A 16,893-nucleotide genomic window follows, 5' to 3' on the forward strand; every position below is an offset into this window, starting at 1 on the left:
GCGAACGAGGCGCCGGTGGCGAGGCGGTCGCCGTCCTTGAGCGCGCGGCCCGCGAGCCCGCCGAAGCCGGCCGCGAGGTCGGTGCTGCGCGAGCCGAGCATCGGCAGGACGTCGATGCCGCCCGCGACGCACACATAGGCGCGCATGCCGCGCTTCGCGCCACTGAGCACGAGCTCCTCGCCCGCCGCGACCGGCAGGCTCCACCACGACCACACCGGCTTGCCGCCGAGCGTCGCGCCGAATTCGGTGCCGGTGATGGCCACGCGCGTCGCGCGCGCGAAGCGCAGCGCCACGGGGCCGAAGGTGATTTCGAGCCCCGCCGCGTCGTGCCGGTTGCCGACGAGGCGGTTGCCCACTTCGAGCGCGAGCGTGTCGAGGGCGCCGCCGGTGGCGACGCCGAGATGCCGGTACCCGGGCCGGCCGAGATCCTGGACCGTGGTGAGCAGGCCAGCGCGCAGGACTTCGATCATGCGTGGGTCTCCTCGACGGGGGTTTCGCAGAGGCTCGCGACGACGAAGCGCACGCGGTCGCCGGGCATCAGCAGCGTGGGCGGATTGCGCGCGGGATCGAACAGGGCGAGCGCGGTGCGGCCGATCAGCTGCCAGCCGCCGGGCGCCTGCGCGGGATAGATGCCGGTCTGCTCGCCGCCGATGCCTACCGAGCCGGCGGGCACGGCGAGGCGCGGCTCGCGCCGGCGCGGCGTGTGGAGCGCGGCATCGAGTCCGCCGAGATAGGCGAAGCCGGGCTGAAAGCCGAGGAAGAACACGGTATAGACACCCGCCGCGTGACGCGCGGCGACATCGGCGGGCGCGAGCCCGGTGTGCTTCGCGACGGCGGCGAGATCGGGGCCCGCCGCGCCGCCGTAGCTCACCGGGATCTCGACTTCGCGGCCCTCGGGCGCGCCCTGCGCTGCGTCCTCTGCCTCGTGCCACGCCGCTTCGAGCGCGTGGGCGAGCCCATCGGCTTTGGCGGCGAGCGCATCGAAGGTGATCGTCAGGTTGTTCATGCCGGGCACGACTTCGCGCACGGCGTCCCAGCCGCGCGCGCGCGCGGCCACGGCCCAGATGCGGCGCTGAACCTCGAGCGTGGCGGGCGGCGGGGTCTCGCAGACGAGGGCCTCGTCGCCGAGGAAGTAGATACGGGGAGCAGGATGGCGCATGGTTTCAGGGGCCGGCGACGGATTTTCGTCAGTGTACAGTCTCGACAATTTATCGATAAATTCTCAATGAGCGTTTGTGCCAGGCGCGACACGCGTACGACCTCACTACACTGGCGGCACACCGTTTCGACCACAGGTTTGAGTCATGTCGCGCCCGCCGACCAAGATCGTTTCGTCCGAGCATCTCGTCTCCGAGACGAGCGCCGAGCTCTCCGAGCTCGAGTACGCGCTCATCATGGCAAGCAATGCGTTCAACCGCTGGATGGTGCGCTGCATGTCGGCGGCGGGCGCGAAGGACATGACGCCAATCGAGGTGTCGCTGCTCCATCACGTGGGTCACCGCGAGCGCCGCAAGAAGCTCGCCGACATCTGCTTCGTGCTCAATATCGAGGATACGCACGTCGCCACCTATGCGCTCAAGAAGCTGGTCGCGCGGGGCCTCGTTCAGAGCGAGAAAAGCGGCAAGGAAGTGTTCTTTGCGGTCACGCCGGCGGGGCGCGAGCTGTGCCTGCGCTATCGCGACGTGCGCGAGAGCTGCCTGATTGCCACGCTCAAGGAGAGCGGCCTCACCAATCAGCAGATCGGCGACGCGGCGCAATTGATGCGCAATGCGTCAGGGCTCTACGACACGGCGGCGCGCGCGGCGGCCTCGCTCTGAGCCGTTGGCGCCGGTCGGCGCAACGCAACGCACAATTCAATGCGCACCTGAACGCGCAACTTGGCGCGCGACTCAGCGCATACCTCAACGCGTAGCGAGACGTCCTGCGAGATGCGCGCCGGCTTCGGTGACCACGGCGTCGAGCGGCAAGTCGTGGGCGCCGCGCTCGGGCACGCCTTCGTCGATGCGGCACGCTTCATAGGTGATGCCCACCGTGAGCGGCAACGTCTCGCCGGGCCAGGCGGCGAGCGTACGGTCGTAATAGCCGCCGCCATAGCCGAGCCGGTAGCCGTCAAGGTCGAAGCCAAGGCAAGGCACGAGCAGCAGGTCGGGCAGGGCCGCTTCCGGCGAGGCCGGCTCGGGAATGCCGTGATGGCCTTCGCGCATCGGCGCGCCCGGGGTCCAGAAGTAGAAGTGCAGCGGCGTGTGGCGCTCGGGAATGGCGGGCAGCGACGCGCGGCGCGACGCATCGGCAGCGAGCCAGGAAGCGATCCATTCGCGCGCGTCGAACTCCCCGGGCAAGGGCCAATAAAAGCCGATCGAACGCGGCGCAACGCGGCCGATCAGGGTATCGAGATGAGCGCTCAGCGCCGCATTGGCGCTCGCCCCGGAAGCCGCCGCCAGACGCACTGCGCGAAGTCGTGTACGCCACGCCTTTTTGGATTCGGCCGTGGGGTTGCATGCTATGCTTGGGTTCACCTCGCGCTCCAGAAATAACGATGTCCAAACGCCTTGTCCGAGTATATCGCGCGGTCGGTCTTGCACTGGCCGCCGCGGCACTCGTCGCATGCAGCACGGCCGATGCCGTGCGGCCTGTCGCCCTGCCAGTGGGGGCCGCGCTGGCGCCCGACGATCAAACTTTCATCCAGCTTCGCGAAGCCGCGCGCAATAACGATGCCGCGCGCGCCGCGCAACTCGCTGCGATGATTCCGGATTATCCCGCGCCGTCCTACCTCGAATACTTCCAGTTGAAACCGCAACTGTTCGATTCGCAGGGCCACGCGCGCGTGGACGCGCCCGACGCGCCGGTGCTCTCGTTCCTGCAGCGTCATGACGGCGAAGCCATCGCCGACCGCCTGCGCAACGACTATCTGCTCGTGCTCGGCGCGCGCCACGACTGGACGAATTTCGACCAGCAGTACCCGCGCTTCGTGCTCAACGACGACACGCAGGTGAAGTGCTACGCGCTGGAGTCGCGCGCGGCGCGTGGCGACAACGTCGCCAACGACGCGCGCTCGCTCCTCATCGAGCCGCGCTATTACGGCGACGGCTGCGTCGACCTCATTACCGCGCTCGCCATCAAAGGCCAGTTCTCGAGCGACGACGTCTGGCAGCAGATCCGCCTCGCCTACGAACAGAACCAGACCTCGACGGGCGCGAAACTGCTCGACGGCCTCGCGCAGCGTCCCGACCCCACGGCGTTCAGCGAGGCGGTCAGCACGCCGCCGCTCACGCTCGCGCGCGGCGTGGGTGCGGACCCGCAATCGCATCAGCTCGCGCTGCTCGCGCTCACCGTGATGGCGCGCAACGACCCCGGCGTGGCGGCCACCACGTTCGCGGCGGTCGCGCCTTCGCTCACCTCGCCCGAGCGCGCGATCGGCTGGGGCACGATCGGCTATCAGGCCGCGCTCAAGCGCATGCCGGGCGCGCTCGACTGGTATCGCCTCTCGGCCAACGCGCCGCTCTCGAATCCCGCCTACGAATGGCGCACACGCGCGGCGCTGCTCGGCGGCGACTGGACCATGGTGCGCTGGTCGATCGAGCAGATGCCCGCGGCGCTGCGCGCGCAGCCCGCGTGGGTCTACTGGCACGCGCGCGCGCTCAAGCAGGCGGGCCAGGCCGATCTGGCGAACCAGGAGTTCGCGTCGATCTCGCAGGGCTATAACTTCTACGGCCAGCTCGCGACCGAAGAGCTCGGCCAGAAGATCACCATCCCGCCGAAGACCACGGTCAGCGACGCCGAAATCGCTCAGGTCGCGCAAACGCCGGGCTTCGCGCTCGCGCAGCGCTTCTATGCGCTGAACCTGCGGCTCGAAGGCAACCGCGAATGGAACTGGCCGCTGCGCGGCATGAGCGATCGCCAGTTGCTGGCCGTTGCCGAATATGCCAGGCGCATCCAGCTGCTCGACCGCACCGTCAATACGGCCGACCGCACACAGACCGAGCACGACTTCTCGCTGCGCTATATCTCGCCGTTCCGCGACGTGGTGGAGCGCGACGCGCAAACCAACGGCCTCGACGTCGAATGGGCCTACGGCCTGATTCGCCAGGAGTCGCGCTTCATCCTGAACGCGCGCTCGGGCGTGGGGGCGAGCGGCCTCATGCAGATCATGCCGGCCACGGCGCAGATGGTGGCGAAGAAGATCGGCATCGGTCCGCTCTCGAACGATCAGCTCAACGACCTGAACACCAATATCCTGCTCGGAACGAACTATTTGTCGATGATCTACAATCAGTTCGACGGCTCCGCCGTGCTCGCCACCGCGGGCTACAACGCCGGACCGGGGCGTCCGCGCCAGTGGCGTGCTTCCTTGCCGCGCGGCGTCGAGGGCGCCATCTTCGCGGAAACCATCCCGTTCCAGGAAACCCGCGATTACGTGAAAAACGTGTTGTCGAACACGGTCTACTATGCGGCGCTGTTCGAGGGCCGTCCGCAATCGCTGAAGGCGCGTCTCGGCTATATCTCGCCGCTGCAGTGAGCGTCATGCGGCGCTGCTCGCGTGAGCCGCGCCGCTGCACGTACCCGCCCCCGTGCAGGTCCCCTGCGCGCGGCGCGGGTGTGAAGCACGAGGATGCACGAGGAGGTCGAAGATGAGACATCAAGCCATCGCGGTCATCGGCGGTTCGGGATTCATCGGCAGCCACCTCGTCAACGCGCTCGTCGAGGCGGGCAAGGACGTGCGCGTCGCCACCCGGCGGCGCACCCATGCCCGCCACCTCACCCTGCTTCCCGTCGACGTGATCGAAGCCGACGTGACCGATCCGGTCGCGCTCGCGAGCCTCGTCGAAAACGTCGACGCCGTCATCAATCTCGTTGGCACGCTCAATGGCGGGCACGGCACGCCCTACGGGCCGGGCTTCGCGAAGCTGCACGTCGAGCTGCCCACGAAGATCGTCGCCGCCTGCGAGGGCAAGGGCGTGCACCGCTTGATCCACGTGAGCGCGATTGGCGCCGACCCGCGCGGGCCGAGCATGTATTTGCGCTCCAAAGGCGACGGCGAGAAGGCCGTGCACGCTTCCACCTCGCTTGCCACGACGATCTTGCGCCCGTCCGTCGTGTTCGGCCCCGACGACACCTTTCTCAACCGCTTCGCGGTGCTGCAAAAGCTCTTCCCGATGATCCCGCTCGGCATGCCGGACGCGAAGTTCCAGCCCGTCTATGTGGGCGACGTGTCGAAGGCGATCGTCAATGTGCTCGATCTCGACGCCGCGAGCGGGCACACTTATGAAATCGGCGGCCCGACGGTCTACACGCTCGAGCAGCTGGTGCAGTACTGCGGCGAGGTGGTGGGCCGTCAGGCGCGCATCGTGCGGCTGCCCGATGCGTTCGCGCGGCTGCAGGCGCTCTCGTTCGAAATGGCGCCCGGCGTGCCGGTGCTCACGCGCGACAATCTCGATTCGATGAAAGTCGACAGCGTGCTCAGCGGGCCGCTCGCGCCCGAGCTGGGCGTGGAGCCCGCGAGCATCGAGACGATCGCGCCGCTCTATCTCGCCGATGCCTCGCTGCGCTCGCGCCTGAACATCTTCCGGGCAAGCGCGCACAGGTAGGCGCAACGCCGCGCGCGCAGCCTGCAGCAACATCGCTGTACCCACGAAGCGGGCCACGAAGCCTGGCGTGAGGCCGGGCCCGTGGCGCGTTCCAACCTTGACTCCTTATTCAACGGTAAAACGGTAAATATGAAGCTCGTCATTGGAGACAAGAACTACTCGTCGTGGTCGATGCGCCCCTGGGTGCTGATGACGCATTTCGGCCTTCCGTTCGAAGAGGTGCTGATCGAGCTCGACCGGCCCGAAACGAAGGGCGCGATTCTCGAGTTCTCGGCATCGGGCAAGGTGCCTTGCCTCATCACCGACGACGGCCTCGCCGTGTGGGACTCGCTCGCGATCGCCGAAACGCTCGCCGAACGCTTCCCGCAGCACGCGCTGTGGCCGCGCGACGCGAACGCGCGCGCGCGTGCGCGCAGCGTGAGCGCGGAAATGCATTCGAGCTTCGTCGATCTGCGCTCGAACATGCCGATGGCGATCCGCACCTCGAAGCCGGGCGTGGGCGCGACGCCCGGCACGCTCGCCGACATCGCGCGCATCGACGCGCTGTGGAGCGCCTGCCTCGACGCCAGCGGCGGCCCGTTCCTGTTCGGCGAATTCAGCATCGCCGATGCGATGTACGCGCCCGTCGTGATGCGCTTTAACAGCTATGCACCGCAGCTCTCGCCGAAGGCGGCCGCCTATGCGGCGCGCGTGACGGCCGAGCCTGCCGTGGCGGCGTGGATCGAGGCCGCGCGCAAGGAAACCCGTCGCATCGAGCACGACGAACCCGACGCATGAAGATCTACGTGGTAGGCGGCGCGATCCGCGACGAGATGCTGGGCCTGGACGTGCGCGACCGGGATTACGTGGTCGTGGGCGCGACGCCCGAGCAGATGGCCGCGCAGGGCTATCGTCCGGTGGGCAAGGACTTTCCGGTGTTCCTCCATCCGCAGACGCAGGAGGAGTACGCGCTCGCGCGCACCGAGCGCAAGACGGCGGCGGGCTATCACGGCTTCCAGTTTTTCTACGCGCCCGACGTCACGCTCGAGGAAGATCTCGCGCGCCGCGACCTCACGATCAACGCGATGGCGCGCGAGGTCCAGCCCGGCGGCGTGCTGACCGGTCCCGTGGTCGATCCGTTTGGCGGTGCGAACGATTTGCGCGAGCGCGTATTCCGCCACGTGAGCGAGGCGTTTCTCGAAGACCCGGTGCGCATCCTGCGCGTGGCGCGCTTTGCGGCGCGTTTCGCCGATTTCACGGTCGCGCCCGAGACCATGGCGCTCATGCAGTCGATGGTGGCCTCGGGCGAAGTCGACGCGCTCGTGCCCGAGCGCGTCTGGCAGGAAGTCTCGCGCGGGCTCATGGAAGACAAGCCCTCGCGCATGTTCGCGGTGCTGCGCGAATGCGGCGCGCTCGCGCGCGTGCTGCCCGAGGTGGACAGTCTCTTCGGCGTGCCGCAGCGCGCCGACTATCACCCCGAGGTCGATACCGGCATCCACGTGATGATGGTGATCGACCATGCCGCCGCGCAGGGTTATGCGCTGCCGGTGCGCTTCGCGGCGCTCACGCACGATCTCGGCAAGGCCACCACGCCCGAGGACGTGCTGCCGCGCCACATCGGCCACGAAGGGCGCAGCGTCGACCTCCTCAAGCCGCTGTGCGAGCGCCTGCGCGTGCCCAACGAATGCCGCGACCTCGCGCTGCTCGTGGCGCGCGAGCACGGCAACGTGCACCGCGTGATGGACATGGGTGCGGCCGCGCTCGTGCGCATGCTCGAGCGCAGCGACGCCCTGCGCAAGCCCGCGCGCTTCGCCGAAGCACTGCAGGCTTGCGAGGCGGATTTGCGCGGGCGCCTGAACTGGGAAAACGCGCCTTATCCTCAGGCGGAGCGGCTGCGCGTGGCGCTCACCGCGGCGCGCGGCGTGGACGCGGGCGCGATCGCGCGCCCGATCACCGAAGCGGGCGCGGGCAAGGACGTTGCGGAGAAGATCAAGGAAGCGGTGCACCGCGCGCGCGTTGACGCGGTAGAAGGAGCGCTGGCCGCTGGGTGACGAGGCGTGACACGTTGAAGCTCGAAACGGCGCACCTGTGCGCCGTTTCCACATCTGGCGCCCACCTTGGTACCTGTCGTTTCAGAATCGTCGAGCGCTCAGAGCGCACGCACGAGAAACGAAAGCGCCATCGAGAGCACGAGCGTCGACATGAACGGCAGCGGATATTCGCGGCCAAAGAGGCGCAGCGTGATATCGCCGGGTAGCCGGCCGATGCCGAGCTTCCTGAGCCACGGCTGCGCGCTGGAGAGAATCGCGACGGCGATGAAGGTGGTCAGGAACCAGCGGATCATGGTCGGCCCGTAGTGGATGGATGACGCTCAGAGCGTGTGGCTGCGGTCGCCGCGCGCGAACGCGGCGATCGTCGCATCGATGCCGCGCGAGAACGCGATCACCTTGAAGAGCTCGCCCATCTCCGCCTCCGAAACGAGCTTCTGCACCGCGTTCGCGGCCGGCAAAAAGCGCGCGGCATCGTGCGGATCGATCTCGCCGAGCACCTCGGTGATGCCGGCGTTCATCAGGAAGCGCGCCTGCGAGGTGTAGCCGAGCAGGTCCGCGCCCGCTTCGACGCCGGCCTGCGCGATGCCGCTGAATTCCACGTGCGCGGTGATGTCCTGCAGGCCGGGGTAGAGGAACGGGTCGCCGTGTGCACGGTGGCGGTAGTGGCACATCAGGGTGCCCTGCACGCGCTGCGGATGGTAGTACTCGCCGCGCGGAAAACCATAGTCGATGAAAAACGCCGCGCCGCGCACGAGCATCGTGCAGATCGTGCGCGTGAAGGCGAGCGCGGCCTCGTGCGTTTCCGTCACGTAGTCACCGCTGCCTTCGATCTCAGCGAGCACGCTGCCGGGCACGCTCTGCGCCCAGTCGGCGTCGAGTCCGCTCATGGCTGCCCGGTCCGCGAACTGGAATACGCCGTCGCCGTTCACGCTCACGCCGCGCTCGTGCCACACCGCGTCCTTGCGCGCGAAGAGGCGCACCGGCATCGCGTCGAGCACCTCGTTGCCGATCACCACGCCCTCGAACTGCGCGGGCAGCGCGTCGAGCCACTGCACGCGAGCGGCCAGATGCGGCGCGAGTCGCTCGATCGTTTCGCGCTGGCGTTCGCGCAGCTCGCCCGAAAGATCGACGATGGCGTACGTTTCGAACGGCACGCCCAGCGCCTCGAGCGCGAGCATCACGCCCGCCGCGAGCCGACCCGTGCCTGCGCCGAACTCCATGAGCGCGCGCGTGCCGCTCGCCGCGAGCGCTTCGGCCACGGCACGCGCGAGCGTCGCCGCGAAGAGCGGCGACATTTCGGGCGCGGTCACGAAGTCGCTGCCGTCGTCGGCGAACAGCCCGAATTTGCGCGCGCCGCCGCTGTAATAGCCGAGCCCCGGCGCATAGAGCGCGCGCTCCATATAGCGGTCGAACGGCAGCCAGCCGCCCGCCGCGGCGACGTCGGCGCGCAGGGTTGCGGCGAGCGCCTCGGACTGCGCGAGCGCGATCGGCTCGGGAACAGGTAAACTAGCGGGTTCGTGAGCTTTCGGATTCATCCCGGCATTGTAAATGAGCGCAATCGGCGCAACAGAGGACGCAACATCGGGCATCGGCCCGTCCGGCGGGGTCTCGAACGCGGCGGGGCACGACACGCCGCGCGCGGCTCCGGCCAAATTGAGATCCGACCCCGCATCGAACGTGAACCCGTCATCTGAATCGCGCGCGCATTCGAACGCCCGCGCGGCTGCGCGCGTGATCCTCGTGACCGGCGGCGCGCGCCGCATCGGCCGCGCGTTTTCGCTGGGCTTTGCCGAGCGCGGCTGGGACGTCGCGGTGCATTATGGCGATTCGCAGGCGGAGGCCGATGAGGTCGTCGAGCAGATTCGCGCCATGGGCCGCCGCGCGGTTGCGTTGCACGCCGACCTGGCCAACGAGGCGCAAGTGGCTCGCCTCGTGCCGGATTGCGCCGCGGCGCTCGGCCTGCCCGCGTGTGTGCTGAACAATGCGTCGCGCTTCGAGGAGGACACGGCGCGCGACGTCGGCTATGCGAGGCTGCAGCATCTCATGGCGATCAACGTGGGCGCGCCGCTCGTGCTCGCGCGCATGCTGTGGGAAGCGACGCCCGAAGCCGCGCTGCAGGACGAATCGCTGCGGACCTGCGTGATCAACGTGCTGGATCAGAAGCTGTACAACATGAATCCGGACTACTTGTCGTACACGCTGACCAAGGCCGCGTTGCAGAACGCCACCGTCGCGCTTGCCCAGGCACTTGCGCCGAAAATGCGCGTGGTGGGTCTCGCGCCCGGCCTCACGCTGCAGTCGGGCGACCAGACGCCGAAGAGCTTCACCGCCGCGCACAAGGTCACGCCGCTCGGGCGCGCGTCGCGTCCCGCCGATCTCGTGGAGGCCGCGCTGTATCTCGCGCAGGCCTCGGGCGTGACCGGCTCGACGCTGGTGGTCGACGGCGGCCAGCACCTCGTGCCGCTGCCGCGCGACGTGATGTTTTTGACCGGCGCCTGAGCGTCGAAGGTTGGGTCGGCTTTTAAGCGCGACCATATGAAACGCAACTAAATGCATTAACCGCTGCCTGTCCGCACGCGCATGCAAGCATGCGCAGGAGCGGGCAGGAGCAGCCGGGCACGGCGCGGTCTCGCAACGACCATGACGAGGCCGGCCCCGAAAAGCCATAGAGCCATAGAGGCCAGCCAGACCCCGACGGCCCGCCGGCAAAAGAATCATCCGGGCTCAACCGGCCCGGACCCGCGCGAGGGCGCGCGCCATGCCGCCGCCCGCACGCTTTGAAGATCAACCGCATGACCCGCCGGGCGCTGGCGCCCGTGCGCCAGGCAACGCACGCTTTTATCGACTGGAACGAACATGTCCGCCGTACTCCTGCATCCCCGGCTCGCCGACTGCCGCCGGCTCTTCTTGCGCAACTACGAAGTGCACATCAACATCGGTGTGCATGACTTCGAAAAACGCGGCGAACAACGCGTCGTCATCAACGTCGACCTGTTCGTTCCGCTCGCGTCGACCACGCCGCATGAAGACAAGCTGCGCGAAGTCGTCGATTACGACTTCATGCGCGCGACCGTCGCCGCACGCGTGGGTCAGGGCCATATCCATCTGCAGGAGACGCTCTGCGACGATCTCGCCGCCGCGCTGCTCTCGCACGAGCTGGTGCGCGCCGTGCGCGTGTCGACCGAAAAGCCCGACGTGTATCCGGACTGCGACGCGGTGGGCGTCGAGGTCTTTCGCATCAAAGAGGACTGATTCATGAACGCCCCCGAAACGCTCGCCGCCGCGCAGGCCGCGGGCACCGAAGTGAGCCCCGAGGTGAGCCAGGAAGTGAGCCTCGAAGCGGCAGCCGACGCTTCCTCCGAAGACACCGGCCGCCGCGCGCTCACGCGCCGCGAGCAGAAGGAAGCCTACGAGAACAACAAGCTGTTCAAGCGCATCGTGCGCCAGGTCGGCCAGGCGATCGGCGACTACAACATGATCGAGGACGGCGACAAGGTGATGGTGTGCCTCTCGGGCGGCAAGGACAGCTATGCGCTGCTCGACGTCCTGATGCGCCTGCGCGAGCGTGCGCCGATCAATTTCGAGATCGTCGCGGTGAACCTCGACCAGAAGCAACCCGGCTTCCCCGAGCACGTGCTGCCCGCCTATCTCGACAAGGTGGGCGTGCCGTACCACATCGAGAATCAGGACACCTACAGCATCGTCAAGCGCCTCGTGCCCGAGGGCAAGACCACCTGCTCGCTGTGCTCGCGCCTGCGCCGGGGCATTCTGTACCGCGTGGCGGGCGAGCTCGGCGCGACCAAGATCGCGCTCGGCCACCATCGCGACGACATCCTCCAGACGCTGCTCCTGAACCTGTTCTACGGCGGCAAGCTCAAGGGCATGCCGCCCAAGCTGCAGTCGGACGACGGCAAGAACATCGTGATCCGGCCGCTCGCCTACGTGAAGGAAACCGATCTGGAGAAGTACGCCGAGCTGCGCGAATTCCCGATCATTCCGTGCAACCTGTGCGGCAGCCAGCCCAATCTCAAGCGCGCCGAAATGAAGGCGCTGATCCGCGAGTGGGACAAGCGCTTCCCGGGCCGCGTGGAGAACATGTTCAACGCGCTCGGCAATGTCGTGCCTTCGCACCTGATGGACGCGTCGTTGTTCGGCTTCAAGGATCTGCGCGCGACGGGCGTGGCCGACCCGGCAGGCGATATCGCGTTCGACGAGGAGCCGTGCTCGACTGACTCGCCCGCCGGCGACGGCGCGGCGCTGAAGTTCACGCCGCTCGACGAGCTCTGAAACATGCCGCATGCGGTGCAGCTTCGGCGCCGCTTATAAAACCGAGTCGGACCCCAAGGCGGCCAGCCAGGGCCGCCTTTTTTGCGCCTGTCGCAAGTGTGTAAAAGAGTGTTCGGCGGCGCGGCAAACGCCCGTCGGCAGGCGGTGTTGGGGATACCCCCCATGCTAAAATCGTGCGCTTCATTCCCTCTTAAGTCACCGATGCAATGAACATCGTGATCCTCGCGGCAGGCATGGGCAAACGCATGCACTCCGCACTGCCGAAAGTGCTCCATCCGCTTGCCGGCCAACCGCTTCTCTCGCACGTCATCGACACCGCACGCAGCCTTGCGCCCACGCGCCTCGTGGTCGTGATCGGCCATGGCGGCGAAGCCGTGCGCGCAGCCGTCGCCGCACCCGATGTGCAGTTCGCCGTGCAGGAGCAGCAGCTCGGCACCGGCCACGCGCTCGCGCAGGCGCTGCCGTTGCTCGATGCGAATCAGCCCACGCTCGTGCTCTACGGCGACGTGCCGCTCACGCGTGCCTCCACGCTCAAGCGCCTCACCGACGCCGCGGCCAAGGCTGGCGACAAGGCAGGCTACGGCATCCTCACCGTGACGCTCGACGATCCGACCGGGTACGGCCGCATCGTGCGCGGCGCGACCGGCCAGGTGCTGCGCATCGTCGAGCAGAAGGACGCGAGCGACGACGAGCGCCTCATCGACGAAATCAACACCGGCATCGTCGTGACGCCCACCGCGCCGCTGGCGGGCTGGCTCGCCGCACTCGGCAACGACAACGCACAGGGCGAGTACTACCTCACCGATGTCGTGGAAGCAGCGATCGCAGCGGGGCATCCGGTCGTCACCGCGCAGCCTGACGCGGAGTGGGAGACGCTCGGCGTGAACAGCAAGCAGCAGCTCGCCGAGCTCGAGCGCGTGTACCAGCGCAACGCCGCCGATGCGCTGCTCGCCGCCGGCGTGACGCTCGCGGACCCCGCGCGCTTTGACCTGCGCGGCTCGATCAGCTGCGGGCGCGACGTGTTCATCGACGTGAACTGCGTGTTCGAAGGCCAGGTGACGCTGGCCGATAACGTGCGTATCGGCCCGAACTGCGTGATCCGTGATGCCGTGATCGGCACGGGCACGCGCGTGGATGCCTACACGCATATCGAGAGCGCGACGGTTGGCGCGCAGGCCGTGCTCGGTCCGTACGCGCGCCTGCGCCCGGGCGCGCAGCTCGCCGACGAAGTGCATGTAGGCAACTTCGTCGAGGTGAAGAACGCGAACATCGGCCACGGCTCGAAGGTCAATCACCTGAGCTACGTGGGCGACGCTGACGTGGGTGCGGGCGTGAACATCGGCGCGGGCACCATCACCTGCAATTACGACGGCGCGAACAAGCACCGCACGGTGATTGAGGACAACGTGTTCGTGGGCTCCGATACGCAGCTCGTCGCGCCCGTGCGGGTGGGCCGCGGCGTGACCATCGCGGCGGGCACGACGGTGTGGAAGGATGTGCCCGAAGACACGCTCGTGCTCAACGAAAAGACCCAGATCGCGAAAACCGGCTACGTACGGCCGGTGAAGCAGAAACGCTGAAAGAACAGCTGAACGGCAGGACATTCCGGGCGCCGCGCGCGTGAACCTCAATCGCAGCGCGGCGCCCCGCCTCTCATTGCAAAGGACCGAACTCCATGTGCGGCATCGTCGGCGCAGTAGCGCAACGTAATATCGTTCCCGTTCTCATCGAAGGCCTGCGGCGGCTCGAATACCGCGGCTACGACTCGTGCGGCGTGGCCATCGTTACGGCCGAAGGCCCGCAGCGCGTGCGCAGCGTCGCGCGCGTGGCCGAGCTCGACGAGCAGGCGCGCGAGACGCACTTCGAAGGCGTCACGGGCATCGCGCACACGCGCTGGGCCACGCACGGCGCGCCCACGGTGAACAACGCGCACCCGATCTTCTCGAGCAACGCGCTGGCGATCGTGCACAACGGCATCATCGAGAACTACGAGTCGCTGCGCGAGATGCTGCGCGGCAAGGGCTACGAGTTCGTCTCGCAGACCGACACCGAAGTCATCGCGCACCTGATCCACAGCCTGTACACGGGCGACCTGTTCGCCGCCGTGCGCGAAGCCGTGCAGCAGCTCTCGGGCGCGTATGCGATCGGCGTGGTGCACAAGGACCAGCCGCACACGGTGGTGGGCGCGCGTGCGGGCTCGCCGCTCGTGGTGGGCTATGGCGAGGGCGGCAACTTCATCGCCTCGGACGCGCTCGCGATTGCGGGCAGCGCAAACCGCGTCAGCTATCTGGAAGAGGGCGACATCTGCGAGGTCACGCTCGAAGGCGTGCGCATCGTCGATCGCGCGGGCGACCCCGCCGAGCGCCCGGCGCGCGACGTGCAGGCCTATAGCGGCGCGGTCGAGCTCGGCCCGTATCGCCACTACATGCAAAAGGAGATCTTCGAGCAGCCGCGCGCGATCTCCGACACGATTCCCGCCGATGTCGCCTTCGATCCCGTGCAGTTCGGCGAGAACGCGGGCGAGGTGTTCAAGGGCATCGACAGCATCCTGATTCTCGCGTGCGGCACGAGCTATTACGCGGGCCTGACCGCGAAGTACTGGCTCGAGTCGATTGCGAAGATCCGCACCGAAGTCGAGATCGCGAGCGAGTACCGCTATCGCGAGTCGGTGCCCAATCCGCGTTCGCTCGTGGTGACGATCTCGCAGTCGGGCGAAACCGCCGACACGCTCGCGGCGCTCAAGCACGCGCAGTCGCTCGGCATGGAGCACACGCTCGCGGTCTGCAACGTGGCGACGAGCGCGATGGTGCGCCTCACGGAACTGAAATTCCTCACGCACGCGGGGCGCGAGATTGGCGTGGCGTCGACGAAGGCGTTCACGACGCAGCTGGTGGGCCTGTTCATTCTGGCGGTGACGCTGGGCAAGCTGCGCGGCCACGTGAGTGCGGAGCAGGAAGCCGCTTACCTGAAGGAGCTGCGCCACCTGCCGGCGGCGCTCAATGGCGTGCTGGCGCTGGAGCCGCAGATCATCGCGTGGTCGCAGGAATTCGCGCGCAAGGAAAACGCGCTGTTCCTCGGGCGCGGGCTGCACTATCCGATCGCGCTCGAAGGCGCGCTCAAGCTCAAGGAAATCTCGTATATCCATGCCGAGGCGTATCCGGCGGGTGAACTCAAGCACGGGCCGCTCGCGCTCGTGACCGAGGCCATGCCGGTGGTGACGGTCGCGCCGAACGACGCGCTACTGGAGAAGCTCAAGTCGAACATGCAGGAAGTGCGCGCGCGCGGCGGCCGTCTCTATGTGTTCGCCGATGCCGATACGCATATCGCGAGCGAAGAGGGCATCCACGTGATCCGCATGCCGGAGCACTATGGCCAGCTCTCGCCGATCCTGCACGTGGTGCCGCTGCAGCTGCTCGCGTATCACACGGCCTGTACGCGCGGCACCGATGTGGACAAGCCGCGCAACCTCGCGAAGTCGGTGACGGTCGAGTAAGCGGCGAGGGCGCGGCAAACCTCGCCGCGCCCTCGCCAGAGCGCACCACGCTCACATCCCTCAAGACATCCGCATCCCGGGGCGCGCGCGCCCCGATCTCCCGCCTTCTTAATCGTCGTCGTCGTCGTCGTGGTGGTGCTTGTACCAGCCGCGATGACGTCCCTGATCGTGGTCACGGTGGTCCCAGTCGTCATCGTCGCGATAGCCGTAGCCATAACCATAGGCCGGTGCGGCGTAGGCAGGCGCCGCATAGGCGACCGGGGCTTCCTCGTAGACCACGGGCGGCGGCGCCGCGTAGACCGGCGCAACGGGCACGCCGAGCATCACGCTCACGTCGGTATGCGCCGACGCCTGGCCGCACGCCGCGGCAAGCGCCACTCCGAGAGCGGAAAGAATCAGTGCGCGTTTCATGGTGCTTCCTCGTCCTTTGTCATCAGGTGTCCGGACGCGGCGATGCGTCCGTGAATGGCGGGATACTAGAGACTGGAATCGCTCCGAGGTGCTACGGCATACGCTCTGCTGTAACCGTCTGTAAAAATCCCGCTGCACGCGGTTTGCTTGCGCACGTGCCGCCGCCCACTGCCGCAACACGGGACGCGGCGTCATAATGGCGCCGATCGAATCCAGGAGATGAAAGTGGCCGATTTGGAGCAACCCCGACAGGCATCCGGGCAGCCAGCTCGTCAGGAGGGCCGCTTGCCCCGTCTGTACGTGTTTTCTGGCGCGGGGCTCTCGGCGGAAAGCGGGATCTCGACGTTTCGCACCGGCGACGGCATCTGGACGCACGCGAGCATCGACGAGGTCTGCAACTACCACACGTGGCGCCGCAACCGGCCCGCGGTGTTCCGCTTCTACAACCAGCGCATCGCCGAGTGTTCGGACGCGCGCCCGAACGATGCCCATCGCCTGCTCGCGCAGTGGCAGAACACCTGGGGCACGGAGCGCGTGCACCTCGTCACGCAAAACATCGACGACATGCTCGAGCAGGCCGGCGCGCGCCAGGTCACACATCTGCACGGCGACATGATTTCGCTGCTCTGCACCGACTGTGACTATCGTTTCCCGAGCGGCGGCCGCGGGCTCGATCCCAGCGCCGCCTGTCCGTCGTGCGGCCAGGTGGACAGCGTGAAGCCGGGCGTCGTGTTCTTCAACGAAGCCGCGCCCGAATACGAGACGCTCTGGCGCATTCAGCAGGCCATGACCGACGACGATCTGTTCATCGCGGTGGGCACGGCGTTCGAAGTGATTCCGCCCGAGCGGCTGCTGCCGCCCACGCGCTACGGCCGTTACGCGCGCAATATGCTCATCGATCCCGCGCCACGCCGCACGGAGTTCTTTGGCGTCGTCGAGCACGAGCCGGCGACCGTCGGCTTGCGCAACCTCGAACCGGCCATCGAGCGGATGATGGAAGGCGGCTAAACCAGCCGCGCTCGGACCGCCTCAAGGGCGTGCTGGCTTCGCGGCCGCACGCCTTTTTTGTTGCCTTCTTTTGTTGCCT

17 protein-coding genes are annotated in these 16,893 nt (G+C 67.6%); 11 read left to right on the forward strand and 6 right to left on the reverse strand.

Features of this window, described 5'->3' with window-relative positions:
• The coding region (locus BO1_RS35750; RefSeq protein WP_028221670.1) for a 5-oxoprolinase subunit C family protein at positions 1-470 on the reverse strand (470 nt) is incomplete at its 3' end.
• The gene (gene pxpB, locus BO1_RS35755; RefSeq protein WP_028221671.1) at positions 467-1,159 is read right to left on the reverse strand and encodes a 5-oxoprolinase subunit PxpB; all 693 of its coding nucleotides are present in this window, start codon (positions 1,157-1,159) and stop codon (positions 467-469) included. The genes pxpB and BO1_RS35750, both read right to left, overlap by 4 nt.
• A 145-nt stretch (positions 1,160-1,304) precedes the next feature.
• On the opposite strand from pxpB, the gene BO1_RS35760 reads away from it, so the two are divergent.
• Positions 1,305-1,817: a winged helix DNA-binding protein gene (locus tag BO1_RS35760; protein ID WP_028221672.1), complete on the forward strand. Its 513-nt coding sequence runs from the start codon at positions 1,305-1,307 to the stop codon at positions 1,815-1,817.
• 84 nt (positions 1,818-1,901) lie between these two features.
• Here BO1_RS35760 and BO1_RS35765 read toward each other — a convergent pair whose 3' ends face one another.
• Positions 1,902-2,528 carry a 5-formyltetrahydrofolate cyclo-ligase gene (locus BO1_RS35765; RefSeq protein WP_407670043.1) on the reverse strand — a complete coding sequence of 209 codons (627 nt, stop codon included), beginning with the start codon at positions 2,526-2,528 and terminating at the stop codon, positions 1,902-1,904.
• An 8-nt stretch (positions 2,529-2,536) separates the two neighbouring features.
• Between BO1_RS35765 and BO1_RS35770 the strand changes: the two genes are divergently transcribed.
• The 4 genes from BO1_RS35770 to BO1_RS35785 all read left to right on the forward strand — a co-directional run bounded on the left by BO1_RS35770 (position 2,537) and on the right by BO1_RS35785 (position 7,615).
• On the forward strand, positions 2,537-4,516 hold the full coding sequence (locus tag BO1_RS35770; RefSeq protein WP_028221674.1) for a lytic transglycosylase domain-containing protein: 1,980 nt from the start codon (positions 2,537-2,539) through the stop codon (positions 4,514-4,516).
• A gap of 112 nt (positions 4,517-4,628) precedes the next feature.
• Complete coding sequence (locus BO1_RS35775) at positions 4,629-5,585, forward strand: complex I NDUFA9 subunit family protein (protein WP_028221675.1); 957 nt, start codon at positions 4,629-4,631, stop codon at positions 5,583-5,585.
• Positions 5,586-5,714: 129 nt separating this feature from the next.
• Positions 5,715-6,362, forward strand: coding sequence for a glutathione S-transferase family protein (locus BO1_RS35780; protein WP_028221676.1), 648 nt, complete (start codon positions 5,715-5,717; stop codon positions 6,360-6,362).
• Positions 6,359-7,615: a multifunctional CCA addition/repair protein gene (locus tag BO1_RS35785; RefSeq protein WP_028221677.1), complete on the forward strand. Its 1,257-nt coding sequence runs from the start codon at positions 6,359-6,361 to the stop codon at positions 7,613-7,615. Before BO1_RS35780 ends, BO1_RS35785 begins: the two co-directional genes overlap by 4 nt.
• A 98-nt stretch (positions 7,616-7,713) precedes the next feature.
• Here the strand turns inward: BO1_RS35785 and BO1_RS35790 are convergent, their stop codons facing one another.
• Entirely contained in the window at positions 7,714-7,908 is a 195-nt protein-coding gene (locus BO1_RS35790; RefSeq protein WP_028221678.1) for a DUF2905 domain-containing protein, read from the reverse strand.
• Between the two features lie 27 nt (positions 7,909-7,935).
• Positions 7,936-9,204: a class I SAM-dependent methyltransferase gene (locus BO1_RS35795; RefSeq protein WP_407670042.1), complete on the reverse strand. Its 1,269-nt coding sequence runs from the start codon at positions 9,202-9,204 to the stop codon at positions 7,936-7,938.
• Between BO1_RS35795 and BO1_RS35800 the strand changes: the two genes are divergently transcribed.
• The 5 genes from BO1_RS35800 (at position 9,164) to glmS (ending at position 15,395) form a co-directional block, all read left to right on the forward strand.
• Positions 9,164-10,114 carry an SDR family oxidoreductase gene (locus BO1_RS35800; RefSeq protein WP_084688462.1) on the forward strand — a complete coding sequence of 317 codons (951 nt, stop codon included), beginning with the start codon at positions 9,164-9,166 and terminating at the stop codon, positions 10,112-10,114. The two genes, BO1_RS35795 and BO1_RS35800, sit on opposite strands and share 41 nt — an antisense overlap.
• Positions 10,115-10,471: 357 nt before the next feature.
• Entirely contained in the window at positions 10,472-10,867 is a 396-nt protein-coding gene (locus BO1_RS35805; protein WP_028221681.1) for a dihydroneopterin aldolase, read from the forward strand.
• Positions 10,868-10,870: 3 nt separating this feature from the next.
• Positions 10,871-11,902 (forward strand): tRNA 2-thiocytidine(32) synthetase TtcA, encoded by a 1,032-nt coding sequence (gene ttcA, locus BO1_RS35810; RefSeq protein WP_043287975.1) that lies wholly within the window; start codon positions 10,871-10,873, stop codon positions 11,900-11,902.
• Positions 11,903-12,108: 206 nt separating this feature from the next.
• On the forward strand, positions 12,109-13,482 hold the full coding sequence (gene glmU / locus BO1_RS35815) for a bifunctional UDP-N-acetylglucosamine diphosphorylase/glucosamine-1-phosphate N-acetyltransferase GlmU (protein WP_028221683.1): 1,374 nt from the start codon (positions 12,109-12,111) through the stop codon (positions 13,480-13,482).
• A gap of 95 nt (positions 13,483-13,577) precedes the next feature.
• Positions 13,578-15,395: a glutamine--fructose-6-phosphate transaminase (isomerizing) gene (gene glmS / locus BO1_RS35820; RefSeq protein WP_028221684.1), complete on the forward strand. Its 1,818-nt coding sequence runs from the start codon at positions 13,578-13,580 to the stop codon at positions 15,393-15,395.
• A gap of 108 nt (positions 15,396-15,503) precedes the next feature.
• On the opposite strand, the gene BO1_RS35825 is transcribed toward glmS, so the two are convergent.
• Entirely contained in the window at positions 15,504-15,806 is a 303-nt protein-coding gene (locus tag BO1_RS35825) for a hypothetical protein (RefSeq protein WP_028221685.1), read from the reverse strand.
• 285 nt (positions 15,807-16,091) lie between these two features.
• Between BO1_RS35825 and BO1_RS54125 the strand changes: the two genes are divergently transcribed.
• Positions 16,092-16,814, forward strand: a complete 723-nt coding sequence (locus BO1_RS54125) for an SIR2 family NAD-dependent protein deacylase (protein ID WP_028221686.1) — start codon at positions 16,092-16,094, stop codon at positions 16,812-16,814.
• Positions 16,815-16,893 lie beyond the last annotated feature (79 nt).

The organism is Paraburkholderia oxyphila NBRC 105797, assembly GCF_000685075.1.
Taxonomy (GTDB): domain Bacteria; phylum Pseudomonadota; class Gammaproteobacteria; order Burkholderiales; family Burkholderiaceae; genus Paraburkholderia; species Paraburkholderia oxyphila.